The sequence below is a fragment of the Streptomyces sp. RLA123 genome, from assembly GCF_056270165.1.
In genome coordinates, this window is the sequence record NZ_JBWDOR010000003.1 from 6,110,001 (window position 1) to 6,132,804 (window position 22,804).

Here is a 22,804-nt window from a genome sequence, read left to right on the forward strand (position 1 = left end):
CCGGGCGGTGGTTGTCCCGGGGTAAGGGTGTAGGCCGAGTGGTAGGCAAATCCGCCACTCATTAAGGCTGAGACCTGATGCCGAGCCGATTGTGGTGAAGTGGATGATCCTATGCTGTCGAGAAAAGCCTCTAGCGAGTTTCATGGCGGCCCGTACCCTAAACCGACTCAGGTGGTCAGGTAGAGAATACCGAGGCGTTCGGGTGAACTGTGGTTAAGGAACTCGGCAAAATGCCCCCGTAACTTCGGGAGAAGGGGGGCCATTGCTGGTGAGGGGACTTGCTTCCCGAGCTGGTGGTGGCCGCAGAGACCAGCGAGAAGCGACTGTTTACTAAAAACACAGGTCCGTGCGAAGCCGTAAGGCGATGTATACGGACTGACGCCTGCCCGGTGCTGGAACGTTAAGGGGACCGGTTAGCTCTGATTCGTCGGGGCGAAGCTGAGAACTTAAGCGCCAGTAAACGGCGGTGGTAACTATAACCATCCTAAGGTAGCGAAATTCCTTGTCGGGTAAGTTCCGACCTGCACGAATGGCGTAACGACTTCTCGACTGTCTCAACCACAGGCCCGGTGAAATTGCACTACGAGTAAAGATGCTCGTTTCGCGCAGCAGGACGGAAAGACCCCGGGACCTTTACTATAGCTTGATATTGGTGTTCGGTTCGGCTTGTGTAGGATAGGTGGGAGACTGTGAACTCCAAGCGCCAGCTTGGGGGGAGTCAACGTTGAAATACCACTCTGGTCGTGCTGGATGTCTAACCTCGGTCCGTGATCCGGATCAGGGACAGTGTCTGGTGGGTAGTTTAACTGGGGCGGTTGCCTCCTAAAGTGTAACGGAGGCGCCCAAAGGTTCCCTCAGCCTGGTTGGCAATCAGGTGTTGAGTGTAAGTGCACAAGGGAGCTTGACTGTGAGACTGACGGGTCGAGCAGGTACGAAAGTAGGGACTAGTGATCCGGCGGTGGCTTGTGGAAGCGCCGTCGCTCAACGGATAAAAGGTACCCCGGGGATAACAGGCTGATCTTCCCCAAGAGTCCATATCGACGGGATGGTTTGGCACCTCGATGTCGGCTCGTCGCATCCTGGGGCTGGAGTCGGTCCCAAGGGTTGGGCTGTTCGCCCATTAAAGCGGTACGCGAGCTGGGTTTAGAACGTCGTGAGACAGTTCGGTCCCTATCCGCTGTGCGCGTAGGAGTCTTGAGAAGGGCTGTCCCTAGTACGAGAGGACCGGGACGGACGAACCTCTGGTGTGCCAGTTGTCCTGCCAAGGGCATGGCTGGTTGGCTACGTTCGGGAGGGATAACCGCTGAAAGCATCTAAGCGGGAAGCCTGCTTCGAGATGAGGACTCCCACCCCCTTGAGGGGTTAAGGCTCCCAGTAGACGACTGGGTTGATAGGCCGGATGTGGAAGCCCAGTAATGGGTGGAGCTGACCGGTACTAATAAGCCGAGGGCTTGTCCGTAGATTGCTCGCGTCCACTGTTTGGTTCCCGGGTTGCGAATGGTCGCACCGGTTGAACCAGTCACTTAACTGAAAAGTGTGCTTGTTCGCCTGACACCCGATGGTGTTTCGGTGGTCATAGCGTTAGGGAAACGCCCGGTTACATTTCGAACCCGGAAGCTAAGCCTTTCAGCGCCGATGGTACTGCAGGGGGGACTCTGTGGGAGAGTAGGACGCCGCCGAACAATCTTTCTGGACCCTCGGTCCTGGCCAAAGCGCTGGGGCCGGGGGTCCTTTTGTTTTTTACGGCAGTGCGCAGTCCGCGGACGGTACGGGAGACTGGCACTACAGCAGTACGAACGACAGGAGTCACGTCGATGTCCAACACGCCCGAGGAAAGGCCGGATCGGCCAGAGCGGCGCGCGCCGCATCAGGGCGGCGACCGGGGTGGTAACCGCAGCAGCGGTCCCCGCCGCGAAGGCGACCGAGCCGGCGGCGGTTTCCGTCGCGACGATCGCCCCCGTTATGACCGGCCCCGTGAGGACCGGCGGGACGATCGAGGTGGCTTCCGTCGCGACGACCGGCCCCGTGAGGACCGGCCCCGTGAGGACCGTCCGCGCGATGACCGCGGTGGGTTCCGTCGGGACGACCGTCCGAGTCAGGACCGTCCGCGCTTTGACCGTCCTCGTGAGGACCGGCCGCGCGACGATCGTCCGCGTCAGGATCGTCCCGCTGGTGACCGTGGTGGTTTCCGTCGCGACGACCGTCCCGGTGGTGACCGTGGTGGGTTCCGTCGGGACGACCGTCCGAGTCAGGACCGTCCGCGCTTTGACCGTCCTCGTGAGGACCGGCCGCGCGACGATCGTCCGCGTCAGGATCGTCCCGCTGGTGACCGTGGTGGTTTCCGTCGTGACGACCGTCCCGGTGGTGACCGTGGTGGGTTCCGTCGGGACGACCGTCCGAGTCAGGACCGTCCGCGCTTTGACCGTCCTCGTGAGGACCGGCCGCGCGACGATCGTCCGCGTCAGGATCGTCCCGCTGGTGACCGTGGTGGTTTCCGTCGCGACGACCGTCCCGGTGGTGACCGTGGTGGTTTCCGCCGTGACGACCGTCCCGGTGGTGACCGTGGTGGTTTCCGCCGTGACGACCGTCCCGGTGGTGACCGTGGTGGTTTCCGTCGTGACGACCGTCCCGGTGGTGACCGTGGTGGTTTCCGCCGTGATGACCGTCCGAGTCAGGACCGTCCGCGCTTTGACCGTCCTCGTGAGGACCGGCCCCGTGAGGATCGTCCGCGTCAGGATCGTCCCGCTGGTGACCGTGGTGGTTTCCGTCGCGACGACCGTCCGAGTCAGGACCGTCCGCGCTTTGACCGTCCTCGTGAGGACCGGCCCCGTGAGGATCGTCCGCGTCAGGATCGTCCCGGTGGTGACCGTGGTGGGTTCCGTCGCGACGACCGTCCGAGTCAGGACCGTCCGCGCGATGACCGTGGTGGTTTCCGTCGTGACGACCGTCGTGATGAGCGTCCGCGCTTTGACCGTCCTCGTGAGGACCGGCCCCGTGAGGACCGTCCGGGTGATGACCGTGGTGGCTTCCGGCGCGACGACCGCCCTCGTGGCCCGCGCAGGGACGACGAGCGCGGTGGCCGGCGTCCGTCCGTGCAGGGGCGCGGCCGCTTCGCGGACACGCGGGGCCGTGACGACCGCCGTGAGGAGCGGGAGCCGATCAAGCGGCTGCCGATCCCGGATGAAGTGACGGGCCAGGAGATCGACCCGAGTGTGCGGCAGGAGCTCATGAGCCTGCCGAAGACGCTGGCGGACGACGTGGCGCGCAACCTCGTGATGGTCGCCCGGCTGCTGGACGAGGACCCGGACGCGGCCTACGCGTACTCCCGTGTCGCGCTGCGGCTCGCGTCACGCGTCGCCGCTGTCCGCGAGGCGGCCGGTTTCGCGTCGTACGCGACGGAGCGGTACTCCGAGGCGCTGACCGAGTTCCGCACCTGCCGCCGGATGACGGGCACGGTCGACCTGTGGCCGGTCATGGCGGACTGCGAACGCGGCATGGGCCGCCCGGAGCGTGCGTTGGAGATGGCGGGCGCCCCCGAGGTGAACAAGCTGGACCGCGCGGGCCAGGTGGAGATGCGTCTGGTGGCCGCCGGTGCCCGGCGCGACATGGGCCAGAACGAGGCCGCTGTCGTCACGCTCCAGAGCTCCGAGCTGGCGTCGCACGCCGTTCACCCGTGGACGGCCCGGCTGCGTTACGCGTACGCCGACGCTCTGCTCGCCGTGGAGCGGGGGGACGAGGCCCGCGAGTGGTTCGCCAAGGCGGTGGAGGCGGACCACACCGGCAGCACGGACGCCTCCGACCGCTTGGCGCAACTGGACGGCGTGGCGTTCGTGGACGCACTGGACGATGACACCGACACCGAAGACTCGGTCGTCCCCGGGAACGACGCGGACGAGCCGTCCGATGCCCACATGGACGACGATGACGACGATGACGATGACGATGACGATGACGCGGAAGAGGGTGACGAGGACGACGAGGACGACGACGAGCCGAAGGCGAAGTCCACGACGGACGAGCGCCCCGCCGCCCCGGTCGAGGAGCCCGAGGTCGACCTGACCGACGAGGCCGATCCGTCGGCGTTCCTCGAGAACCCGTTCAAGGAGCCCTCGCGCGACACGGAGGACTGACCCGCGGCGGACAGCCGGCGGCGAACGAGAAGGGCGGCACCCGCATCGCGCGGGTGCCGCCCTTCGGCGTTCTCCGTCAGGCCGGTGTGCCGTCCGGCTCCAGGCTGCGCAGGACCAGACCGGAGGCCGGCTTGGGCCCGAACGAGGTCGACTTGCGCGGCATCGTGACGCCCTGGCGGGCGAGTTCGTGGACGACGCTCTCGCGCACCGGGTGGATGAGCACGGCGGTGCCGCCCAGGCGTTCCGCGTGCGCCACGGCCGCCTCCGTGTCGTGGATGTACTGGATGTGCTCGGGGCTGTCGGGAACCTCCCAGACGCGGTCCAGCAGCAGGCTGTGCAGCACGGTCGCGTCGAGCCGCCGCCATGCCTCGGGGCGGTCGTGCGGGACGGTCAGTGCGGTCAGGTCCGGATCGGGCCGGTCCAGCAGGTGGAAGCTGTTGCCGCCGCTCAGGACGAAGGCGTTGCCCTCGGCCGTGGCGTCCTCCAGGGCGGCCAGGGCCTGGGGGAGGACGTGCGGCAGCTCGCGGACCCGGAAGGCCTTGCGCGCGGCCTCCAGGGCAAGGGCGACGGGCAGTTGGGGCAGCACGCGGTGGATCGCGCGGACCCGCAGCGGGTAGCGGGCGGTGTCGACGAGCAGGACGAGGCCGTAGTCCCAGGGGCTCGGGCCGTCGTGTTCGGCCTGGAGCCGCAGGTAGGTGGCCCAGCGGTGGTGGCCGTCGGCGATGAGCGCCTGGTGGCGCGAGAGGTCGGCGCCGACGGCCGCGATGGCGTCGTCGTCGGTGATCGCCCACAGGCGGTGCCGGATGCCGTCCTCGGTGGTCGTGGCGAGCAGCGGGGCGTCCCGGACGGTGTGTTCGACGATCCGGCCGGCGGGGCCGTCATCGCCGCGGTAGGACAGCAGCAGCGGTTCGAGGTTCGCGGCCGTGGCGCGCATGAGGGCGGCGCGGTCGGCGACCGGCCCGGGCATGACGTCCTCGTGGGGGAGGACGACGCGCTCCTCGGGCGGGCTCAGCCGCAGGGCGCCGATGAGCCCCCGCTGCAGATGGTCGCCGTCGCGCTGCTCGTAGACGTACAGCGCGGGGGCGGGGTCCAGGGCGAGGACGCCGTCCCTCTGCCACTGGGACAGGGTCGAGGCCGCCTTCAGGTGCCGGCCGTCCGGGGGCTCGGCACTGGGCAGGATGAGCCGCACGACATTGTGCGGGTCGGCGGTCTCCAGGTGCCGCTGTCCCTCGGGCCGGACGACGACGTCGTACGGTGGCGAGGTGACCGCGGCCAGGCTGCCGACCCGCTCGGGGACGTAGCGGAGCGCGCGGAACGGCGCGAGCCGCAGACCACCCGGTGCAGCGGGTCCGGAAATGCTCATCCGGGAATGCTACGCGGGTGATGTCCGCGGGGAGTGCCGAGTGATCGACAACATACGAGGAGCGACAGCCAGATGACGACCCACCGGATCGTGCCGGACGGCAGCGAACGGCCCCTGGACCAGGCGTACGACACGGCGCTGCTCGACCTCGACGGGGTCGTGTACGCCGGCGGCGACGCCATCGCGCACGCCGTCGACTCGCTCGGCGCGGCGCGTGGGCACGGCATGCATCTGGCGTACGTCACCAACAACGCGGCCCGCACCCCGCAGGCCGTCGCGGAGCACCTGACCCGGCTGGGCGTGCCCGCGGAGGCGTCGGAGGTCATCACCTCGGCGCAGGCGGTGGCCCGGCTGATCGCCGACCAGGTGCCCAGCGGGGCACGGGTGCTGACGGTCGGTGGCGAGGGGCTGGTGGAGGCGCTGCGCGAGCGCGGACTGCGGCCCGTGGACTCCGCCGACGACGATCCCGCGGCGGTCGTCCAGGGCTACTCGCCCAAGGTCGGCTGGGAGCAGCTCGCCGAGGCCGCGTACGCGGTCAACCGGGGCGTGCCCTGGTTCGCGTCCAACACCGACCTGACGATTCCGACCGCGCGCGGCACGGCGCCCGGCAACGGCGCGCTCGTGGAGGTCGTGCGGATCGCCACCGGCGCGACGCCGCAGATCGCCGGTAAGCCGCTGCCCCCGATGCACCGTGAGACCGTCATCCGGACGGGGGCCGAGCGGCCTCTGGTGGTGGGGGACCGGCTCGACACCGACATCGAGGGCGCGCACGCGGGTGGCGTCGACTCCCTGCTGGTCCTCACCGGGGTCACCACGGCCGCGCAGTTGCTCGCCGCGCCGCCCGAGCACCGGCCGACGTACGTGGACGCGGACCTGCGCGGACTGCTGACGCCGCAGCCCGAGGTGGCGGCGGCCGGCGGCGAGGGGGCGTACCGCTGCGGCGGCTGGACGGCACTCGCCGGTGAGGGCGCGCTGCTGCTGGACGGGCAGGGCGAGCCCATGGACGGGCTGCGGGCGCTGTGTGCGGCGGCCTGGACGGCGGCGGGCAGCGGGACGTGCACCCTGGACGCGGAGAAGGCACTGGCCCGGCTGGGCCTGAGCTAGCCGGGCCGGGGCCAGGGGCGGGCCGGGGAACTTCCGGAGGCTGGAGAGGCTAGAGGAGCTTGCGCAGCCGCAGGAGGTCGCGCAGGGCCGCCTCCAGCTTCACCCGGCCGCTGCCCCACGCCTTCGCGAAGTGCAGCCTGCCTTCGACGAGCGCGACCAGGTCGTCACCGGCCATGGTGAGCCTTATCTGCGCGCGCTCGTCCGGCGTGCCGGGCACCGTGACGACATCCTGGATGCAGCCGTCGGAGAGCCGGCCGACGAAGGTGATGTCGAGGTCGGTGATGCGGCAGCTCAGCGAGCGGTCGAGGGCGGCCGCGTTGCGCATGTCGCCCTCCGCCTTGGCGAGGTTCTCCGACAGCCGGTCGAGTGCGCTGCGGCACTCCTCGATGGTCGCCATCGGTTGTGCGTCTCCCGTTCGGATGCTGACGTGTGCTGATCGACGGTACCGCAGCCGACCCTCGGCAAGGTGCGGGCCGCTACGGGGTAGCGTCATGACGAACGAGAAGCAGAGGCACGAAGACCGGTGAACCCGAAGGTGAGGAGTGAGGGCGATGCGGGACGCGCTGCGGACCTGCCTGCAGATTGCGGGCGGCCTGACCGAGGCCACCCGGCGACGGGCGGTCGGGGCGGCGAGAGAGCTGCTGGACCAGGCGGGGATAGACGTCGAGGAAGTCCAGCGTTCGATCGGCCGGCGCATCCCGACGGAGGTCCAGACGCTCGCCGACGAGCTGATGACGGCTGGGCGCGCCAACAGGGACCTTCTCGTCGGGCTCATCCGCGAGGAGATCGACAAGGCCATGACCCGGGTCAGCCGGCTCGCGGACGACGTCACGCGGGTCGGGGTGGTGCTGGAGGCGCTGGAACGGCGCATCCGCAACCTGGAGGGCGACGGACGCGTCAAGGCGGCCGCTGACGCCTCCGGAACGGCGGACACGGAGGACGAGGGCGGGGAGGCCGAGCCCGGGCTGTACGTGCCGCCCCAGCCGCCCGTCGAGCACGTGCCGGTCGAGGGGGAACCGCCGGTCAAGAGCGCCGCTCCCACCGCGCGCAAGAACGCGGCCCCCGCGACGGCGCCGGCCACCCCCAAGAAGGCGGCCGCTCCGTCCAGGACCCCCGTCGCCGCTCCCACCGCGCGCAAGAACGCCGCGCCTGGGGCGGTGCCCGCCGTGCCGAAGTCCAAGACCCCGGCGGCAGCGCCCGCGAAGAAGGCCGCGGCCAAGAAGGCGGCTCCCGCCAAGAAGAGTGCCGCCGTCACCAAGACCGCGTCCGCGGCGAAGGGGACACCGGCCAAGACGACAGCGGCCGAGGAGACCGCCGCGCCTCGCAAGGCGGCGAAGGCGGCGCCCTCTGCACGGACGGCGGCCCCGGTGAAGAAGGCCGCCGCCAGGAAGACCGCGCCCGCCGCCAAGACGGCCACTGCGGCCAAGGCGCCGGCCAAGAAGGCCACCCCTGAGAGGTCCGCCACCGCGAACACCGCGGCGAAGAAGGCCACCGCGAAGAAGACCACCGCCAAGAAGACCACCGCCAAGAAGACCGCGGCGAAGAAGACCACCGGGACGCGGGAGGCGAGCCGTGACTGAGGCGGGTGCGACGCAGGTGATGCCTGAGGTGACGCCCGGGCTCACGCCCGAGGTGCCGCCCGGGCCGGAGGCGCCGCAGCCGCTGGGGGTCGTGGTGGAGGCGACGGGGAATACCGAGGTGGACGGCGTGCTTGTCCGCCTGGAGGACGCCGACATACTGCCCACCGAGGACCACATCGAGGTGTACGAGGATGTACACCGTGGGCTGCGCGACGCCCTCACGAGACTCGACGACAACAGGAGCTGAACCTCACGTGGCACGACGCCGACTCGACGCCGAGCTGGTGCGCCGGAACCTCGCCCGCTCACGGGAGCACGCCGGGCAGCTGATCGCGGCCGGCCGGGTGACCGTGGGCGGGACGACCGCGACCAAGTCCGCCACGCAGGTGGAGACCAGCGCGGCGGTGGTGGTGACCGAGGACGGCTCGGAACCGGACTACGTCTCCCGCGGCGGCCACAAGCTCGCCGGGGCACTGGAAGCGTTCGTACCGCTGGGACTGGGCGTGGCGGGCCGCCGGGCCCTGGACGCCGGGGCGTCGACGGGCGGGTTCACCGACGTGCTGCTCCGCAACGGCGCCGCGCACGTCGTGGCGGTGGACGTCGGGTACGGCCAACTCGCCTGGTCCCTGCAGAGCGATGAACGCGTCACCGTCAAGGACCGTACCAACGTACGCGAGTTGACGCTCGAGCAGATCGACGACCGGCCGGCCGACATCATCGTGGGCGACCTGTCCTTCATTCCGCTCGGGCTCGTCCTGCCCGCCCTCGTCCGCTGCTCCGCGCCCGACGCGGACCTTGTCCTCATGGTCAAGCCGCAGTTCGAGGTCGGGAAGGAACGGCTGGGCAGCGGCGGCGTCGTACGCAGCCCTCAGCTGCGCGCCGAAACCGTACGCCAGGTCGCCGGACAGGCGGCCGTACTGGGACTGGGGGTGCTGGGCGTGACCGCGAGCCCGTTGCCGGGACCGTCGGGGAATGTGGAGTACTTTCTGTGGCTGCGCGCCGGGGCACCCGAGCTGGACCCGGCCGACGTCGACCGCGCCGTGGCGGAGGGGCCCCGTTGAGCGAGACACATCAGGCGCAGGAGCGCACCGTCTTCCTGCTGGCGCACACCGGCCGGCCGGCCGCCATTCGCAGTGCGGAGCGGGTCGTGCAGGGCCTGCGGCGCTGCGGCATCGGTGTGCGGGTGCTGGCCGAGGAAGCCGAGGACCTCACCCTGCCGGACGCCGGCGCGGTGCAGCGGGTGCAGGAGATCGGCCCGGAGACCGTCAAGGACTGCGAGTTGATCATCGTCCTCGGCGGTGACGGCACGCTGCTGCGCGGCGCGGAGTTCGCCCGCGCCTCGGGCGTGCCGATGCTGGGCGTCAACCTGGGCCGCGTCGGCTTCCTCGCGGAGGCGGAGCGGGACGATCTGGACAAGGTCGTCGACCGGGTCGTCACGCGCGACTACGAGGTCGAGGAGCGCATGACGATCGACGTCCTGGTGCGCAACGACGGCCGCGTCGTGCACACCGACTGGGCGCTCAACGAGGCGTCGGTGGAGAAGCAGGCGCGCGAGCGGCTGCTGGAGGTCGTCACGGAGGTGGACGGCCGTCCGGTCTCCCGGTTCGGCGGCGACGGGGTGGTCATGGCGACCCCCACCGGATCGACGGCCTACGCCTTCTCGGCGGGCGGCCCGGTGGTCTGGCCGGAGGTCGAGGCGCTGCTCATGGTGCCGATCAGCGCGCACGCGCTGTTCGCCAAGCCGCTGGTCACCTCGCCGAGGTCGGTGCTCGCCGTCGAGGTGCAGCCCAAGACGCCGCACGGGGTTCTGTGGTGCGACGGGCGGCGGTCGGTGGACCTGCCCGCGGGGGCGCGCGTCGAGGTGCGGCGGGGTGCCGTGCCGGTGCGGCTGGCGCGGCTGCACCATGCCTCTTTCACCGACCGGCTGGTCGCGAAGTTCGCCCTTCCGGTGGCGGGCTGGCGGGGCGCGGCGCACTGAGGGGTGAGGCCCGTCGCGCGGCGGGCAGCAAACCTCGTATGGTCGTATCCGTGTTGGAGGAAATGCGGATCAGATCGCTGGGAGTCATCGAGGACGCCGTGGTGGAGTTGTCGCCCGGCTTCACCGCGGTGACCGGCGAGACCGGCGCGGGCAAGACCATGGTCGTCACGAGCCTCGGGCTGCTCCTGGGCGGCCGTGCCGACCCGGGCCTGGTCCGGATCGGTACGAAATCGGCGTCCGTCGAGGGACGGATCACGCTGAGTGCCGACGCGCCCGCCGCCGTGCGGGCCGAGGAGGCCGGTGCCGAGCTGGACGACGGCGCACTGCTCATCAGCCGTACCGTCTCGGCGGAGGGCCGCTCCCGGGCGTACGTGGGCGGCCGTGCCGTGCCCGTGGGGCTGCTGGGCGAGCTGGCGGACGAGCTGGTGGCCGTGCACGGCCAGACCGACCAGCAGGGCCTGCTTCGGCCCGCGCGTCAGCGCGCGGCCCTGGACCGGTACGCGGGCGACGCCGTCGCCGTGCCGCTGGCCAAGTACGGCGCCGCCTACCGGCGGCTGCGCGAGGTCGCGGGCGAGCTGGACGAGCTGACCACCCGGGCACGGGAGCGGGCCCAGGAGGCCGACCTGCTGCGCTTCGGCCTGGAGGAGGTCGCGGGCGCCGAGCCGCTGCCGGGCGAGGACACCGAGCTGGCCGCCGAGGCGGAGCGGCTGGGCCACGCCGAGGCGCTCGCCTCGGCCGCCACACAGGCGCACGCGGCGCTGGCGGGCAATCCCGAGGACCCCGAGGGCGTCGACGCCGGGATGCTCGTCGCGGGCGCCCAGCGGGCGCTGGACGCCGTGCGCTCGCACGATCCCGAGCTCGCCGTGCTGGCCGACCGGATCGGCGAGATCGGCATCCTGCTGGGCGACGTCGCCGGGGAGCTGGCCGGGTACGCCGACAACCTGGACGCCGACCCGCGGCGGCTGGCCGCGGTCGAGGAACGGCGCGCCGTCCTCGTGCACCTGACGCGCAAGTACGGCGAGAACATCGACGCCGTCCTGGAGTGGGCGGCCACCGGCGGCGCGCGCCTGGGCGAGCTGGAGGGCGACGACGACCGGATCACCGAGCTGACCGTCGAGAGGGACGCTCTGCGGGCCGAACTCGGCGACCTCGCGCAGGCCCTCAGCGACGCCCGCGCGGAGGCGGCGGACCGTTTCGCCGGGGCCGTGACCGCGGAGCTCGCCCAGCTCGCCATGCCGCACGCCCGGGTCACGGTCGCCCTGCGGCAGACCCCGGACCCCGAGGGCGTCGTGGTGGGCGGGCGTCCGGTCGCCTTCGGCGCCACCGGCGCCGACGAGGTGGAACTGCAGCTCGCGCCGCACCCGGGCGCACCGCCGCGGGCGATCTCCAAGGGCGCGTCCGGTGGTGAGCTCTCCCGCGTGATGCTCGCGGTCGAGGTGGTCTTCGCGGGGTCCGACCCCGTGCCCACGTATCTCTTCGACGAGGTCGACGCGGGTGTCGGCGGAAAGGCGGCCGTCGAGGTCGGCCGGCGTCTCGCCAAGCTGGCGCGGTCCGCGCAGGTGGTGGTCGTCACCCACCTGCCGCAGGTGGCGGCGTTCGCCGACCGGCAGCTGCTGGTCGAGAAGACCAACGACGGCTCCGTGACACGCAGTGGTGTGCGCGTGCTGGAGGGCGAGGAGCGCGTGCGTGAGCTGTCGCGCATGCTCGCCGGCCTGGAGGACTCCGAGCTGGGACGCGCCCATGCCGAGGAACTGCTCGCGGCGGCCCGCGAGGCCCGCTGAGCCGACCGCGTTGGCGGCGGGACCGGGCGGGGAGTGCGTGCCCGGCCCTGTCCCCCGGGGCGGGCCGGTGGGCGGGGCCCGGTGTCCGCTTCACCGGTGCCGAGCGTTCTGCGGCCGGGATGTCCGGACCCGGTGCGGGCTCGGGCCGCCGCGATGCGACGCGGTGCCCCGCCGACCAGACGGCAGGGGCGGGGCATCAGCGGCGCGGCCTGTGCCGGCCGGCTTCGGGCCGAGGCCGTTGACGTGCGCGGGACGGCGTCCCGCCTGGAGCGGCGGTGATGAGCCGCTTCGCGGGGTCATCGCGCGAAGGGCGGGCGGAGCCGCGCGTGCCCGAAGCGGTGGCGTGTCCTGTCGAGCCCGGCTGAGTCGCGTCGGCCGATGCGGTGGGGGTGGGGCTTGGCGGCCTGAGCCGCGTTTCGGGTTTCCTGGCAGTACCTGGGGTGCGTCGGCCGGTTCCGGCCGTGGGGTGGCGTGCGGAGGTGCCGGTGCGGGTGTGGTTCTTCGACTGCGGTCGCCCTGTGCTGGGTGGTCGTTGGCGCGTACTTCTTAAGCCGGTGCGCAGGGGTGTGCGGCTGGGCTGAGTCGCGTCGGCGGACGTGGTGGGGGTGGGGCTTGGCCGTCGGAGTCGCGGTTTCGGGTGTTTCGCCGGTACCCGGGGTGCGTCGGCCGGTTTCCCGCCGCGGTGCTGGGCACGTCGTTCGCGCGGGCTCCTTCGGCCGGCGCCAGGGCGCGGGCTGCGGGGCTGAGCCGCGCCGGGCGAGGTGGTGGCGCCGATCCGCGGCGTGGAGCATGCTGACGCACTCGTAAGGGTGGTCCCGCGTACGTGCGACCGGGCGCGCGCCGCGCAGCGCTCCCTGGATGGCGTATTGGCCTGGCATCCTGGAGGGCAGCACACTGCAATCCCCTTCGCCCGATGCCGAGTCAGGAGTCCGACCGCGCGTGAGCAGTACTCCGAGCCCCCTGCACGGCCAGCTGCACGCCGTCCATGTGCTGGGTGAGACGGGGAGGGCCCATGTGGCCTCGGTCGCGGGCGGGTTGGTGGCGCGCGGTGTGCAGGTGACGGTGTGCGGGCCGGGCGCGGCGGAGGAGCGGTACGGATTCGCCGCGGCCGGGGCGCGGTTCGCGCCGGTGGAGATCGCGCGGCGCTCCGCGCCACGCGTGGACGCCGCGGTGGTGACGGCTCTGCGGGCGGCCTGCGCCGGAGCGGATGTCGTGCACGCGCACGGCCTGCGGGCCGGCCTGCTGACCACCGTGGCGATGGGCGGGCGCCGCACGCCGCTGGTGGTGACCTGGCACGGCGCGGTCTTCGCCGAGGGTGCCCGCAAGCCGTTGCTGCGGTTGCTGGAACGGCGCGTGGCGCGGGCCGCGTCCGTGGTGCTGGGCGCGTCCTCGGACCTGGTGGACCGGGCCCGGGCGGTCGGCGCCCGGGACGCCCGGCTGGCACCGATCGGCGTGCCGCTGCCGCCCAGGACCGCCGCGACGCCCGAGGCGGCCGCCGAGGCGGAACGGCGCCGCCAGAAGGCACGGGACGAATTCGGCACCGGGACAAGCCCGTTGCTGCTGGCGGTCGGCCGCCTGGAGCCCCACAAGGGGTACGGCCAGCTGCTCGACGCCGTCCACGGATGGGCGCGGCTGGATCCGCAGCCGCTGCTGGTGATCGCCGGCGAGGGGTCGCTGCGTCCGGAACTCCAGCAGCGGATCGACGCCGGGAAGCTGCCGGTGCTGCTGCTGGGTCTCCGTGACGACGTGCCCGAACTGCTGGCCGCCGCTGACGCGGTGGTGCTGCCCTCCCGTTGGGAGGCCCGCTCGGTCATCGCCCAGGAGGCCCTCCACGCGGGGGTACCGCTGATCGCGACCGCCGTCGGCGGCACCAAGGAACTTGTGGGCGAAGCCGCCGAGTTGGTGCCCTACGGCGATCCGAAGCGGCTTGCCGACACCGTCGTGCGGCTGCTCGGCGACCCGGCGCGGCGGGCCTCACTGGCCGCCGCCGGCCCCGCGCAGGCGGCCACTTGGCCGACCGAGGATGACACGGTCGCCCAAGTGCTCAGCATCTACGACGAGTTGTCCTCGTACTGAACGCCGCCCGGCGGCATTCAGCCGCCGTACGCGCCGCTCGCGGTCAGCCGCAGCGCGGTGTCGATCAGCGGGACATGGCTGAACGCCTGCGGGAAGTTACCCACCTGGCGCTGCAGCCGCGGGTCCCACTCCTCCGCCAGCAGGCCGAGGTCGTTGCGCAGGTCCAGCAGCCTTTCGAACAACCGGCGCGCCTCGTCGACCCGGCCGATCATGGCGAGGTCGTCGGCGAGCCAGAAGGAGCAGGCGAGGAAGGCGCCCTCGTCGCCGGGGAGGCCGTCGAGGTTCTCGCCGCCGGGAGGGGCGTCGGTCGGGTAGCGCAGCACGAAACCGTCCTCGGTGGACAGCTCCCGCTGGATCGCCTCGATGGTCCCGATGACGCGCTTGTCGTCCGGCGGAAGGAAGCCGACCTGCGGGATGAGCAGCAGGGACGCGTCGAGCTCACGCGAGCCGTAGGACTGCGTGAAGGTGTTGCGCTCCTTGTCGTACCCCTTCTCGCACACGTCCCGGTGGATCTCGTCGCGCAGGTCGCGCCAGCGCTCCAGCGGGCCGTCGACCTCGCCGGACTCGATGAGCTTGACGGTGCGGTCGACGGCGACCCAGGCCATGACCTTGGAGTGCACGAAGTGCCGGCGCGGGCCGCGGACCTCCCAGATGCCCTCGTCCGGCTCGTCCCAGTGGTCCTCCAGGTACTGGATGAGCCGGATCTGCAGCAGCGAGGCGTAGTCGTTGCGGGCCAGGCCGGTCATGTGGGCCAGGTGGAGCGCCTCGGTGACCTCGCCGTAGACGTCGAGCTGGAGTTGGTGGGCGGCGCCGTTGCCCACCCGGACCGGGGTCGAGCCCTCGTAGCCGGGCAGCCAGTCCAGCTCGGTCTCGCCGAGTTCGCGCTCGCCGGCGATGCCGTACATGATCTGCAGGTTCTCCGGGTCGCCCGCGACCGCGCGCAGCAGCCACTCGCGCCAGGCGCGGGCCTCGTCCCGGTAGCCGGTGCGCAGCAGCGACGACAGGGTGATCGCCGCGTCGCGCAGCCAGGTGAAGCGGTAGTCCCAGTTGCGGACGCCGCCGATGTCCTCGGGCAGTGAGGTGGTCGGCGCGGCCACGATGCCGCCGGTGGGCCCGTACGTCAGCGCCTTGAGCGTGATCAGGGAGCGGACCACGGCGTCCCGGTAGGGCCCGTGGTAGGTGCACTGGGCGACCCACTCGCGCCAGAAGTCCTCGGTGGCCTCGAGCGAGGACTCGGGGTCGGCGAGCGGAGGCGGCTCCTTGTGCGAGGGCTGCCAGCTGATCGTGAAGGCGACCCGGTCGCCGGGCGCCACGGTGAAGTCGGCGTACGTGGTGAGGTGCTCGCCGTAGGTCTCGACATCGGTGTCGATCCAGACCGAGTCCGGGCCGGCGACGCCGACGATGCGGTCCCCGACCTTGTGCACCCACGGCGTGACCCAGCCGTAGCTGAAGCGCATGCGCAGCGCCGAGCGCATCGGCACGCGGCCGCTGACGCCCTCGACGATCCGGATCACCTGGGGGGCGCCGTCACGCGGCGGCATGAAATCGATCACACGGACCGTTCCGCGCGGGGTGTCCCACTCCGACTCCAGCACCAGGGAGTCCCCCCGGTAGCGGCGCCGGGTGGCGGCCGGCGGCTGTGAACCGTGCGGGAAGGCGGGGCCGAGGCGCCAGTAGCCGTGCTCCTCGGTGCCGAGCAGGCCCGCGAAGATCGCGGGGGAGTCGAAGCGGGGCAGACACAGCCAGTCGACCGTGCCGTCCCGGCACACCAGGGCGGCGGTCTGCATATCGCCGATGAGTGCGTAATCCTCGATACGCCCGGCCACGTAGGTCTCCAGTCGAACGACGGCGGCGCCCCGTGGGACTGGGGCGGTGATTGCGGTCTGTGGATCTTTCGACGAGCTCTTTCCCGGGAGCAGGCGGGGTGGTGCCGTGCCGGTTCACTCGCATCGAATCGATGTGTCCGAGCAGGATACGACGACAACGCGGGCGGTGCGGAAGCCCTGACCGAGCCTGCTGGGCCGGTCGGGTGCATTTTGTCGTACCAATGTCCCGACGACCTCCCTTTTCATCCGAGAGCCGCCCCCCGCGGCTGGTGCGCGTCACTGATACCCTGGTAGCCCGTGGGCCGGTGGCCTGAACCACTGAACCGCCGCGACGACACCACCCCTCTTCACCGCCATGGTGCCGTCCCGACCACCACCTCGCGACCACGGGAGCCCCCTCTTGGCACAGCCGCCCAAATCCACGACGACCAAGCACCTCTTCGTCACCGGGGGTGTCGCCTCCTCGCTCGGCAAGGGCCTGACGGCCTCCAGCCTGGGAGCGCTGCTCAAGGCCCGGGGCCTGCGGGTCACCATGCAGAAGCTCGACCCGTACCTCAACGTGGACCCGGGCACGATGAACCCCTTCCAGCACGGTGAGGTGTTCGTCACGGACGACGGCGCCGAGACGGACCTGGACATCGGTCACTACGAGCGCTTCCTGGACGTGAACCTCGCGGGCTCGGCCAACGTCACCACCGGCCAGGTCTACTCCTCGGTGATCGCCAAGGAGCGCCGCGGCGAGTACCTCGGCGACACCGTGCAGGTCATCCCGCACATCACCAACGAGATCAAGTCCCGCATCCGTCGCATGGCGACCGAGGACGTGGACGTCGTCATCACCGAGGTCGGCGGCACCGTCGGCGACATCGAGTCGCTGCCCTTCCTGGAGTCCGTCCGCCAGGTCCGGCACGAGGTGGGCCGCGACAACGTCTTCGTGATGCACATCTCGCTGCTGCCGTACATCGGCCCCTCCGGCGAACTGAAGACCAAGCCGACGCAGCACTCGGTTGCCGCGCTGCGCAGCATCGGTATCCAGCCCGACGCGATCGTGCTGCGCGCCGACCGCGACGTGCCGACCTCCATCAAGCGCAAGATCTCGCTGATGTGCGACGTGGACGAGGAAGCGGTGGTCGCCGCCATCGACGCCCCGTCGATCTACGACATCCCCAAGGTGCTGCACACCGAGGGCCTGGACGCCTATGTCGTCCGCAGGCTGAACCTGCCGTTCCGCGATGTGGACTGGACGCAGTGGGACGACCTTCTCAAGCGGGTCCACGAGCCCGAGCACGACCTGAAGGTCGCGCTGGTCGGCAAGTACATCGACCTGCCCGACGCGTACCTGTCGGTGACCGAGGCGCTGCGCGCCGGCGGGTTCGCCAACAACGCCAAGGTCAACATCAAGTGGGTCACCTCCGACGACTGCAAGACCCCGGCGGGCGCCGCGCGCCAGCTCGGCGACGTCGACGCGATCTGCGTGCCCGGCGGCTTCGGCGACCGCGGCGTGGAGGGCAAGGTCTCGGCGATCACCTACGCCCGGGAGAACGGCATCCCGCTGCTGGGGCTGTGCCTGGGTCTGCAGTGCGTGGTCATCGAGGCGGCCCGCAGCCTCGCCGGCATCGAGGACGCCAACTCCACCGAGTTCGACCCGGCCACCGCCCACCCGGTGATCTCCACCATGGCCGAGCAGCTCGACATCGTCGCCGGCCAGGGCGACCTGGGCGGCACCATGCGGCTCGGGCTCTACCCGGCCAAGCTCGCCGAGGGCTCCATCGTCCGCGAGGTGTACGGCGGCGAGCCCTACGTCGAGGAGCGCCACCGCCACCGCTACGAGGTCAACAACAGCTACCGGGGCGAGCTGGAGAAGAAGGCCGGCCTGCAGTTCTCCGGCACCTCGCCGGACAACAAGCTGGTCGAGTACGTCGAGTACCCGCGCGAGGTCCATCCCTACCTCGTCGCCACCCAGGCGCACCCCGAACTGAAGTCGCGGCCGACCCGTCCGCACCCCCTGTTCGCGGGTCTGATCGCGGCCGCCGTCAAGCGTCGCCAGGGCTGATCGATACGGTGGCCGTGGCGGGCCGCAGCCGGGCCCGCCACGGCATCACGTACGGAGGGCACAGCATGCTGCAGGACACCCCTGAGGAGTGGCGGACCACGGCCACCTCCACCCCCTTCACCGGGAACAAGACCGGTGTCCGGACCGACGAGGTCGTCATGCCCGACGGCGGCGTCGCGAAGCGCGACTACCAGGTCCACCCGGGCTCGGTGGCCGTGCTGGCCCTGGACGACGAGGACCGGGTGCTGGTCCTCAAGCAGTACCGGCACCCCGTGCGGATGAAGCTGTGGGAGCTGCCCGCCGGTCTGCTGGACATCCCCGGCGAGAACCCGGTGCACGCCGCCCAGCGCGAGCTGTACGAGGAGGCGCACGCCAAGGCCGAGGACTGGCGGGTGCTGGTCGACGTCTACCCCTCGCCCGGCGGCTCCGACGAAGCGGTGCGCGTCTTCCTCGCCCGCGGTCTGTCCGAGGTGGAGGGCGAGCGGTACGAGGTGTCCGAGGAAGAGGCCGACATGGAGCAGGCGCGGGTCGCGCTGGCCGACCTCGTGCGGGGCGCCCTTGCCGGCCGCCTGCACAACAACTGCCTGGTGATGAGCGCGCTGGCGGTACAGGCCGCACTCGCCGGCGACGGTCTGGACGCGCTGCGGCCGGCTGACGCGCAGTGGCCCGCGCGGCCGTACGCCGTCTGACCGGCCTGACGCCCTCCGCCGGCCGCAGGCCGCCGTCCGGCCTCGCCGCGACAGGGGCCCGGTAGGACGATCGGATCGTCCGGGAGGGTGATCATTGATGCCGTCGGCCGCGTCGCGTCACGGGGTCGGACCCGCCCGGTGAACTAGGCTCATCCCGTTCTCATTCAGAACGGGAGTGGGCCGTGGCGGATCACGTGCTGGACGCCGACGCATCGGTGGCGGCTTGCGACGACGGCCTCCGGGAGGCGTCGGTACAGACACCCGCACCCGGCACGCTTCCGCCCGACGTGCCCCATTTCGTCGGCCGCCGCCGTGAGCTCGAGGAACTGCGGGCCGACATCGACAAGCCCGGCCTCGCGACACTGCGCGGCCGGAGCCCCGAAGGAAGCCGCGTGCTGCTGGTGGCCGGCCGGCCCGGCTCCGGCCGCACCTCGCTGGCGCTGCGTCTCGCTTACGACATCGCCGACCGCTACCCCGACGGTCAGTTCTTCGTCCGGCTCAGCGACAACGAGGGCGAACCCGTGCCGTCCGAGCAGTCCGCGCGGGCCCTGCTGCGGGCTCTGCGGGTCGGCGCGGAGCCGGGAGCGGAGGGCGGGGAGCTGTCCGCGGCGCTGCGCACCGCGCTGGCCGGACGCCGGGCGGTGCTCGTGCTGGACGACGTGGTCGATCCCCGGCAGTTGCTCGACCTGCTCCCCAAAGGCTCCGGCAATCTGTTCGTGGCCACCTCGGAGGGGCCGCTGCCGGGCGTGCCCGACGTACGGCCGTGCACCCTGGGCGGGCTCGACCCGGCCGCCTGCGTGGACCTGCTCGCCCAGGCCGTCGGACGGGTCCGGATCACCAACGATCCCAAGGCCGCCGAGGCGCTGGCCCACGAATGCGGCGGCCATCCCGCGGCGCTCCGCCTGATCGGCGCGTGGCTCGCCACCCAGCCGCGTACTTCCGTCGCCGACGCGACCCGCCGCCTGCACGACATCCGGGCCGAGTCCCCCGCCCCCGCCGCGGCCCGCGACTCCGCGCCGGGCGCCCCGACCTCCGGTAACGGGGTGCTGCGCGAGGACGTCGGCCGCCGCGGGACCGCGGACGCCCTGCCGGTCGACGGGCGGGCCCGGGTGGTGCCCCGCAGCGCCTCCGCTTCCGCTGCCGCTCCCGCGACGGCTCCCGCTCCCGCCGCGGCGCCCGGGGCCGCCGCCGCACCGCGCGCCACCGCCCCGCCGGAGCTGCTGCGCGCCTTCCGCTTCGTGTACGGGGCCCTCGCCCCTGCCGTGGCCCGGATGCTGCGGCTGCTGGCACTCGCCCCCGCGGGCCTGGTGGACGCCCAGACCGCCTCGGCGCTCGCTGGCTGCTCGGTGGGCGACGCCGAGGGCACGCTGGAGAACCTGGCCGGCTGCGGGCTGCTCCACACGGAGCCGGCCGTGGATCCGCTGCCCCGGCAGTACCGCGTGCCGGGCTGGCTGACCCCGTCGCTGCGCGAGCTGCTGCGCACCACCGACAAGCCCGGCGAGACGCAGCTCGCCCGCGCCCGGATGCTGGAGCGCACCGTACGGCTGCTGCACGCGTGCCGGCTGGGCCTGGAGGGCGCCGACACCGAACCGGAGGGGCTGCCCAAGCCGCTGCGTTTCGCGGACCGCCCGGCCGCGGCCGCGTGGCTGCGCGAGCGGCTGCCGGTCCTGCTGGCCGCCGCGCGGCTGGCCGTCGCCGACGGCGAACTGGACACCCTGGCCCGCCGGCTGATGGCCGCGCTCGTGCGCGCACTGGCCGCGGACCCGGGCGGCGGGGAGAACGCCGCGGAGCGCTACCAGTTGCACCACCTCGTCCTGGACGTGGCCGAGCGGCGCGGACTGCACCGCGAGAAGGCCGCGGCGCTGCTCAACATCGGCGACCTCGACGTGGAGGGCGCCCGACCGCTCGACGCCCTCGACCGCTACCGGGCCGCGCTCGTCGCCGCGCGCGAGGGGTTCGACGGGGACGCCGAGGGCCGTGCCCTGGAGGCGATCGCCGGTACCTACCTGGAGCTGGACGACCCGCAGCGCGCGTCCGACTGGTACGGCAGGGCGCTCGCCCTGCGCCAGGCGCGCGGCGAGCTCACCCATGCGGCCAGGCTGCACGGACGGCTCGGCGCGCTCCAGACGTACGCCGGCCGGTACGGAGCCGCGCTGCGCGAGTGGCGGGCCGCGGTGACGGCGTACCGGCGGCTGAAGGACCTGCCGTCCCAGGCCCGCGCCCTGACCGAGGTGGCCCGGGTCCAGGAGTACGCGGGCCACCCCGAGGACGCGCTCCGGACCTGCCGCGACGCCCTGTACTGGGCCCGGCAGGCGGGGGAGCGGCGGCTGGAGGGCGCGGTGCTGCTGCGGATGGCCGACACCCTGGACCGGCTGGGCGATCCGGCGGGCGCGCGGCTGCAGCGGGCGGCCGCCCGGCGGCTGCTCCCGGCCGCCGAGATCCCCCCGACACCCGGTGCCGGGGAGGGCTGACGCCAAGGGGGGCAAGGGCTGACCGGCCGCTACCTACGAAACTGCCAATGCCTTCGAAGAAAGTAGTCACTTTGTAAGGCTAGACAGCGAGTCTTCCTTCACTACACTTGCTCACACCGCGACCATCGCGGCCAGGTCCGACGTACCCTGACAGCGGCCGGTATCAGCTGGTATTGGCTGATATCCGACCGGCATACCGGGTGTCGGAGACCTGTGCACTGGCAAACCCGACGCTCCCCACACAAGGACCGTGATCGACGTGAAGGTCGGCATCCCCCGCGAGGTCAAGAACAACGAGTTCCGCGTGGCCATCACCCCCGCCGGCGTGCACGAGCTCGTCCGAGGCGGCCACCAGGTCTTCGTCGAGCAGGACGCCGGCCTCGGCTCGTCCATCCCGAACGAGGAGTACGTGGCCGCCGGTGCCACGATCCTCCCCACCGCCGACGAGGTGTGGGCGACCGCCGACCTGGTGCTGAAGGTCAAGGAGCCGATCGCGGAGGAGTACCACCGGCTCCGCAAGGACCAGACGCTCTTCACCTACCTGCACCTGGCCGCCTCCCGCGAGTGCACCGAGGCACTCCTGGAGTCCGGCACCACCGCGATCGCGTACGAGACGGTCGAACTGGCCAACCGCCAGCTGCCGCTGCTCGCCCCGATGTCCGAGGTGGCCGGCCGGCTCGCCCCGCAGGTCGGCGCGTACCACCTGATGCGCTCGGCCGGCGGCCGCGGCGTGCTCCCCGGCGGCGTGCCCGGCGTGGCCCCGGCGAAGGCCGTGGTCATCGGCGGCGGCGTCTCCGGCTGGAACGCCGCGCAGATCGCCATCGGCATGGGCTTCCACGTCACGCTGCTCGACCGCGACATCAACAAGCTGCGCGAGGCGGACAAGGTGTTCGGCACCAAGGTGCAGACCATCGTCTCCAACGCCTTCGAGCTGGAAAAGGCGGTCCTGGACGCGGACCTCGTCATCGGCGCCGTCCTCATCCCGGGCGCCAAGGCCCCCAAGCTGGTCACCAACGAGCTGGTCTCGCGCATGAAGCCGGGCTCCGTGCTCGTCGACATCGCCATCGACCAGGGCGGCTGCTTCGAGGACTCGCGTCCCACCACACACGCCGAGCCGACCTTCCCGGTGCACAACTCGGTCTTCTACTGCGTCGCCAACATGCCGGGCGCGGTGCCCAACACCTCGACGTACGCGCTCACCAACGCGACGCTGCCGTACATCGTGGAGCTGGCCAACCGCGGCTGGCGCGAGGCGCTGCGCCGGGATGCCGCGCTCGCCAGGGGCCTGAACACCCATGAGGGTCAGGTCGTTTACGGTCCCGTCGCCGAGGCGCACGGCATGGAGTCGGTCGACCTGGCGTCGCTGCTCGCGTGATCGTCGGCTGAGTCGATTGATCGACTTTTTGGTCAGGCGTCAACGCGCCGCCCCCGCGGTACTCACGGCCGGGCCTTGCGAGTTCAAGGCCCGGCCGTTCGCGTGGAACCATACCGTTTTGCCGATTCGTCCCTCGGCGAAACATCGGCGGCGACCCCGTTACGCCCTTGACAGCGGCGCGTTCGGTTGCCGACACATCGTGCCGTGTCCGGTGGATTGTGTTGCTGTGAACCACCGACACGCCATAGAGTCGCCAACCGTCGGCATGCTGCAACGCTGACCTATTGAGAAGTTTCCTGGTCACCAAGGAGGTAAGACGACTTGTGAATGAGTCGACATTTGCTCCCGGGGGTGGTCAGCCAGGAATGACCGTTCAGG

General features: G+C 71.6%; 16 protein-coding genes and 2 rRNA genes (1 of these 18 running past the window's edge). 15 read left to right on the forward strand and 3 right to left on the reverse strand.

Features of this window, described 5'->3' with window-relative positions:
* From RV983_RS27900 to RV983_RS27915, 4 genes are all read left to right on the forward strand, one after another.
* A 23S ribosomal RNA gene (locus RV983_RS27900) occupies window positions 1-1,459 on the forward strand (it extends 1,664 nt beyond the left edge of the window).
* Between the two features lie 106 nt (window positions 1,460-1,565).
* A 5S ribosomal RNA gene (gene rrf, locus RV983_RS27905) occupies window positions 1,566-1,682 on the forward strand.
* A 202-nt stretch (window positions 1,683-1,884) separates the two neighbouring features.
* Window positions 1,885-3,189, forward strand: a complete 1,305-nt coding sequence (locus RV983_RS27910) for a hypothetical protein (RefSeq protein WP_475988473.1) — start codon at window positions 1,885-1,887, stop codon at window positions 3,187-3,189.
* Window positions 3,190-3,212: 23 nt separating this feature from the next.
* The gene (locus RV983_RS27915) at window positions 3,213-4,130 is read left to right on the forward strand and encodes a hypothetical protein (RefSeq protein WP_475990479.1); all 918 of its coding nucleotides are present in this window, start codon (window positions 3,213-3,215) and stop codon (window positions 4,128-4,130) included.
* 76 nt (window positions 4,131-4,206) lie between these two features.
* On the opposite strand, the gene RV983_RS27920 is transcribed toward RV983_RS27915, so the two are convergent.
* A complete protein-coding gene (locus tag RV983_RS27920) occupies window positions 4,207-5,493 on the reverse strand; it encodes a DUF1015 domain-containing protein (RefSeq protein WP_475988474.1) in 1,287 nt (428 codons plus the stop codon).
* A 72-nt stretch (window positions 5,494-5,565) separates the two neighbouring features.
* Between RV983_RS27920 and RV983_RS27925 the strand changes: the two genes are divergently transcribed.
* Complete coding sequence (locus RV983_RS27925; RefSeq protein ID WP_475988475.1) at window positions 5,566-6,597, forward strand: HAD-IIA family hydrolase; 1,032 nt, start codon at window positions 5,566-5,568, stop codon at window positions 6,595-6,597.
* Window positions 6,598-6,646: 49 nt separating this feature from the next.
* Here the strand turns inward: RV983_RS27925 and RV983_RS27930 are convergent, their stop codons facing one another.
* Window positions 6,647-6,994, reverse strand: a complete 348-nt coding sequence (locus RV983_RS27930; RefSeq protein WP_475988476.1) for a sterol-binding protein — start codon at window positions 6,992-6,994, stop codon at window positions 6,647-6,649.
* A 154-nt stretch (window positions 6,995-7,148) separates the two neighbouring features.
* Between RV983_RS27930 and RV983_RS27935 the strand changes: the two genes are divergently transcribed.
* The 6 genes from RV983_RS27935 (at window position 7,149) to RV983_RS27960 (ending at window position 14,012) form a co-directional block, all read left to right on the forward strand.
* Entirely contained in the window at window positions 7,149-8,177 is a 1,029-nt protein-coding gene (locus RV983_RS27935; protein ID WP_475988477.1) for a histone, read from the forward strand.
* Window positions 8,170-8,424, forward strand: a complete 255-nt coding sequence (locus RV983_RS27940; protein WP_475988478.1) for a hypothetical protein — start codon at window positions 8,170-8,172, stop codon at window positions 8,422-8,424. Before RV983_RS27935 ends, RV983_RS27940 begins: the two co-directional genes overlap by 8 nt.
* Before the next feature lie 7 nt (window positions 8,425-8,431).
* A complete protein-coding gene (locus tag RV983_RS27945) occupies window positions 8,432-9,238 on the forward strand; it encodes a TlyA family RNA methyltransferase (protein WP_475988479.1) in 807 nt (268 codons plus the stop codon).
* Entirely contained in the window at window positions 9,235-10,155 is a 921-nt protein-coding gene (locus RV983_RS27950) for an NAD kinase (RefSeq protein WP_475988480.1), read from the forward strand. Before RV983_RS27945 ends, RV983_RS27950 begins: the two co-directional genes overlap by 4 nt.
* Before the next feature lie 38 nt (window positions 10,156-10,193).
* Window positions 10,194-11,936, forward strand: coding sequence for a DNA repair protein RecN (recN, locus tag RV983_RS27955; RefSeq protein ID WP_475988481.1), 1,743 nt, complete (start codon window positions 10,194-10,196; stop codon window positions 11,934-11,936).
* A 939-nt stretch (window positions 11,937-12,875) separates the two neighbouring features.
* Window positions 12,876-14,012, forward strand: a complete 1,137-nt coding sequence (locus RV983_RS27960; protein ID WP_475988482.1) for a glycosyltransferase family 4 protein — start codon at window positions 12,876-12,878, stop codon at window positions 14,010-14,012.
* 17 nt (window positions 14,013-14,029) lie between these two features.
* Here the strand turns inward: RV983_RS27960 and RV983_RS27965 are convergent, their stop codons facing one another.
* Window positions 14,030-15,838 carry a glycoside hydrolase family 15 protein gene (locus RV983_RS27965; protein ID WP_475988483.1) on the reverse strand — a complete coding sequence of 603 codons (1,809 nt, stop codon included), beginning with the start codon at window positions 15,836-15,838 and terminating at the stop codon, window positions 14,030-14,032.
* 355 nt (window positions 15,839-16,193) lie between these two features.
* Between RV983_RS27965 and RV983_RS27970 the strand changes: the two genes are divergently transcribed.
* From RV983_RS27970 to ald, 4 genes are all read left to right on the forward strand, one after another.
* Window positions 16,194-17,891: a CTP synthase gene (locus RV983_RS27970; protein ID WP_475988484.1), complete on the forward strand. Its 1,698-nt coding sequence runs from the start codon at window positions 16,194-16,196 to the stop codon at window positions 17,889-17,891.
* Between the two features lie 65 nt (window positions 17,892-17,956).
* Window positions 17,957-18,580 carry an NUDIX domain-containing protein gene (locus tag RV983_RS27975; protein ID WP_475988485.1) on the forward strand — a complete coding sequence of 208 codons (624 nt, stop codon included), beginning with the start codon at window positions 17,957-17,959 and terminating at the stop codon, window positions 18,578-18,580.
* Between the two features lie 182 nt (window positions 18,581-18,762).
* Window positions 18,763-21,051 (forward strand): hypothetical protein, encoded by a 2,289-nt coding sequence (locus RV983_RS27980; RefSeq protein ID WP_475988486.1) that lies wholly within the window; start codon window positions 18,763-18,765, stop codon window positions 21,049-21,051.
* Window positions 21,052-21,310: 259 nt separating this feature from the next.
* Complete coding sequence (ald, locus tag RV983_RS27985) at window positions 21,311-22,426, forward strand: alanine dehydrogenase (RefSeq protein WP_475990480.1); 1,116 nt, start codon at window positions 21,311-21,313, stop codon at window positions 22,424-22,426.
* Window positions 22,427-22,804 lie beyond the last annotated feature (378 nt).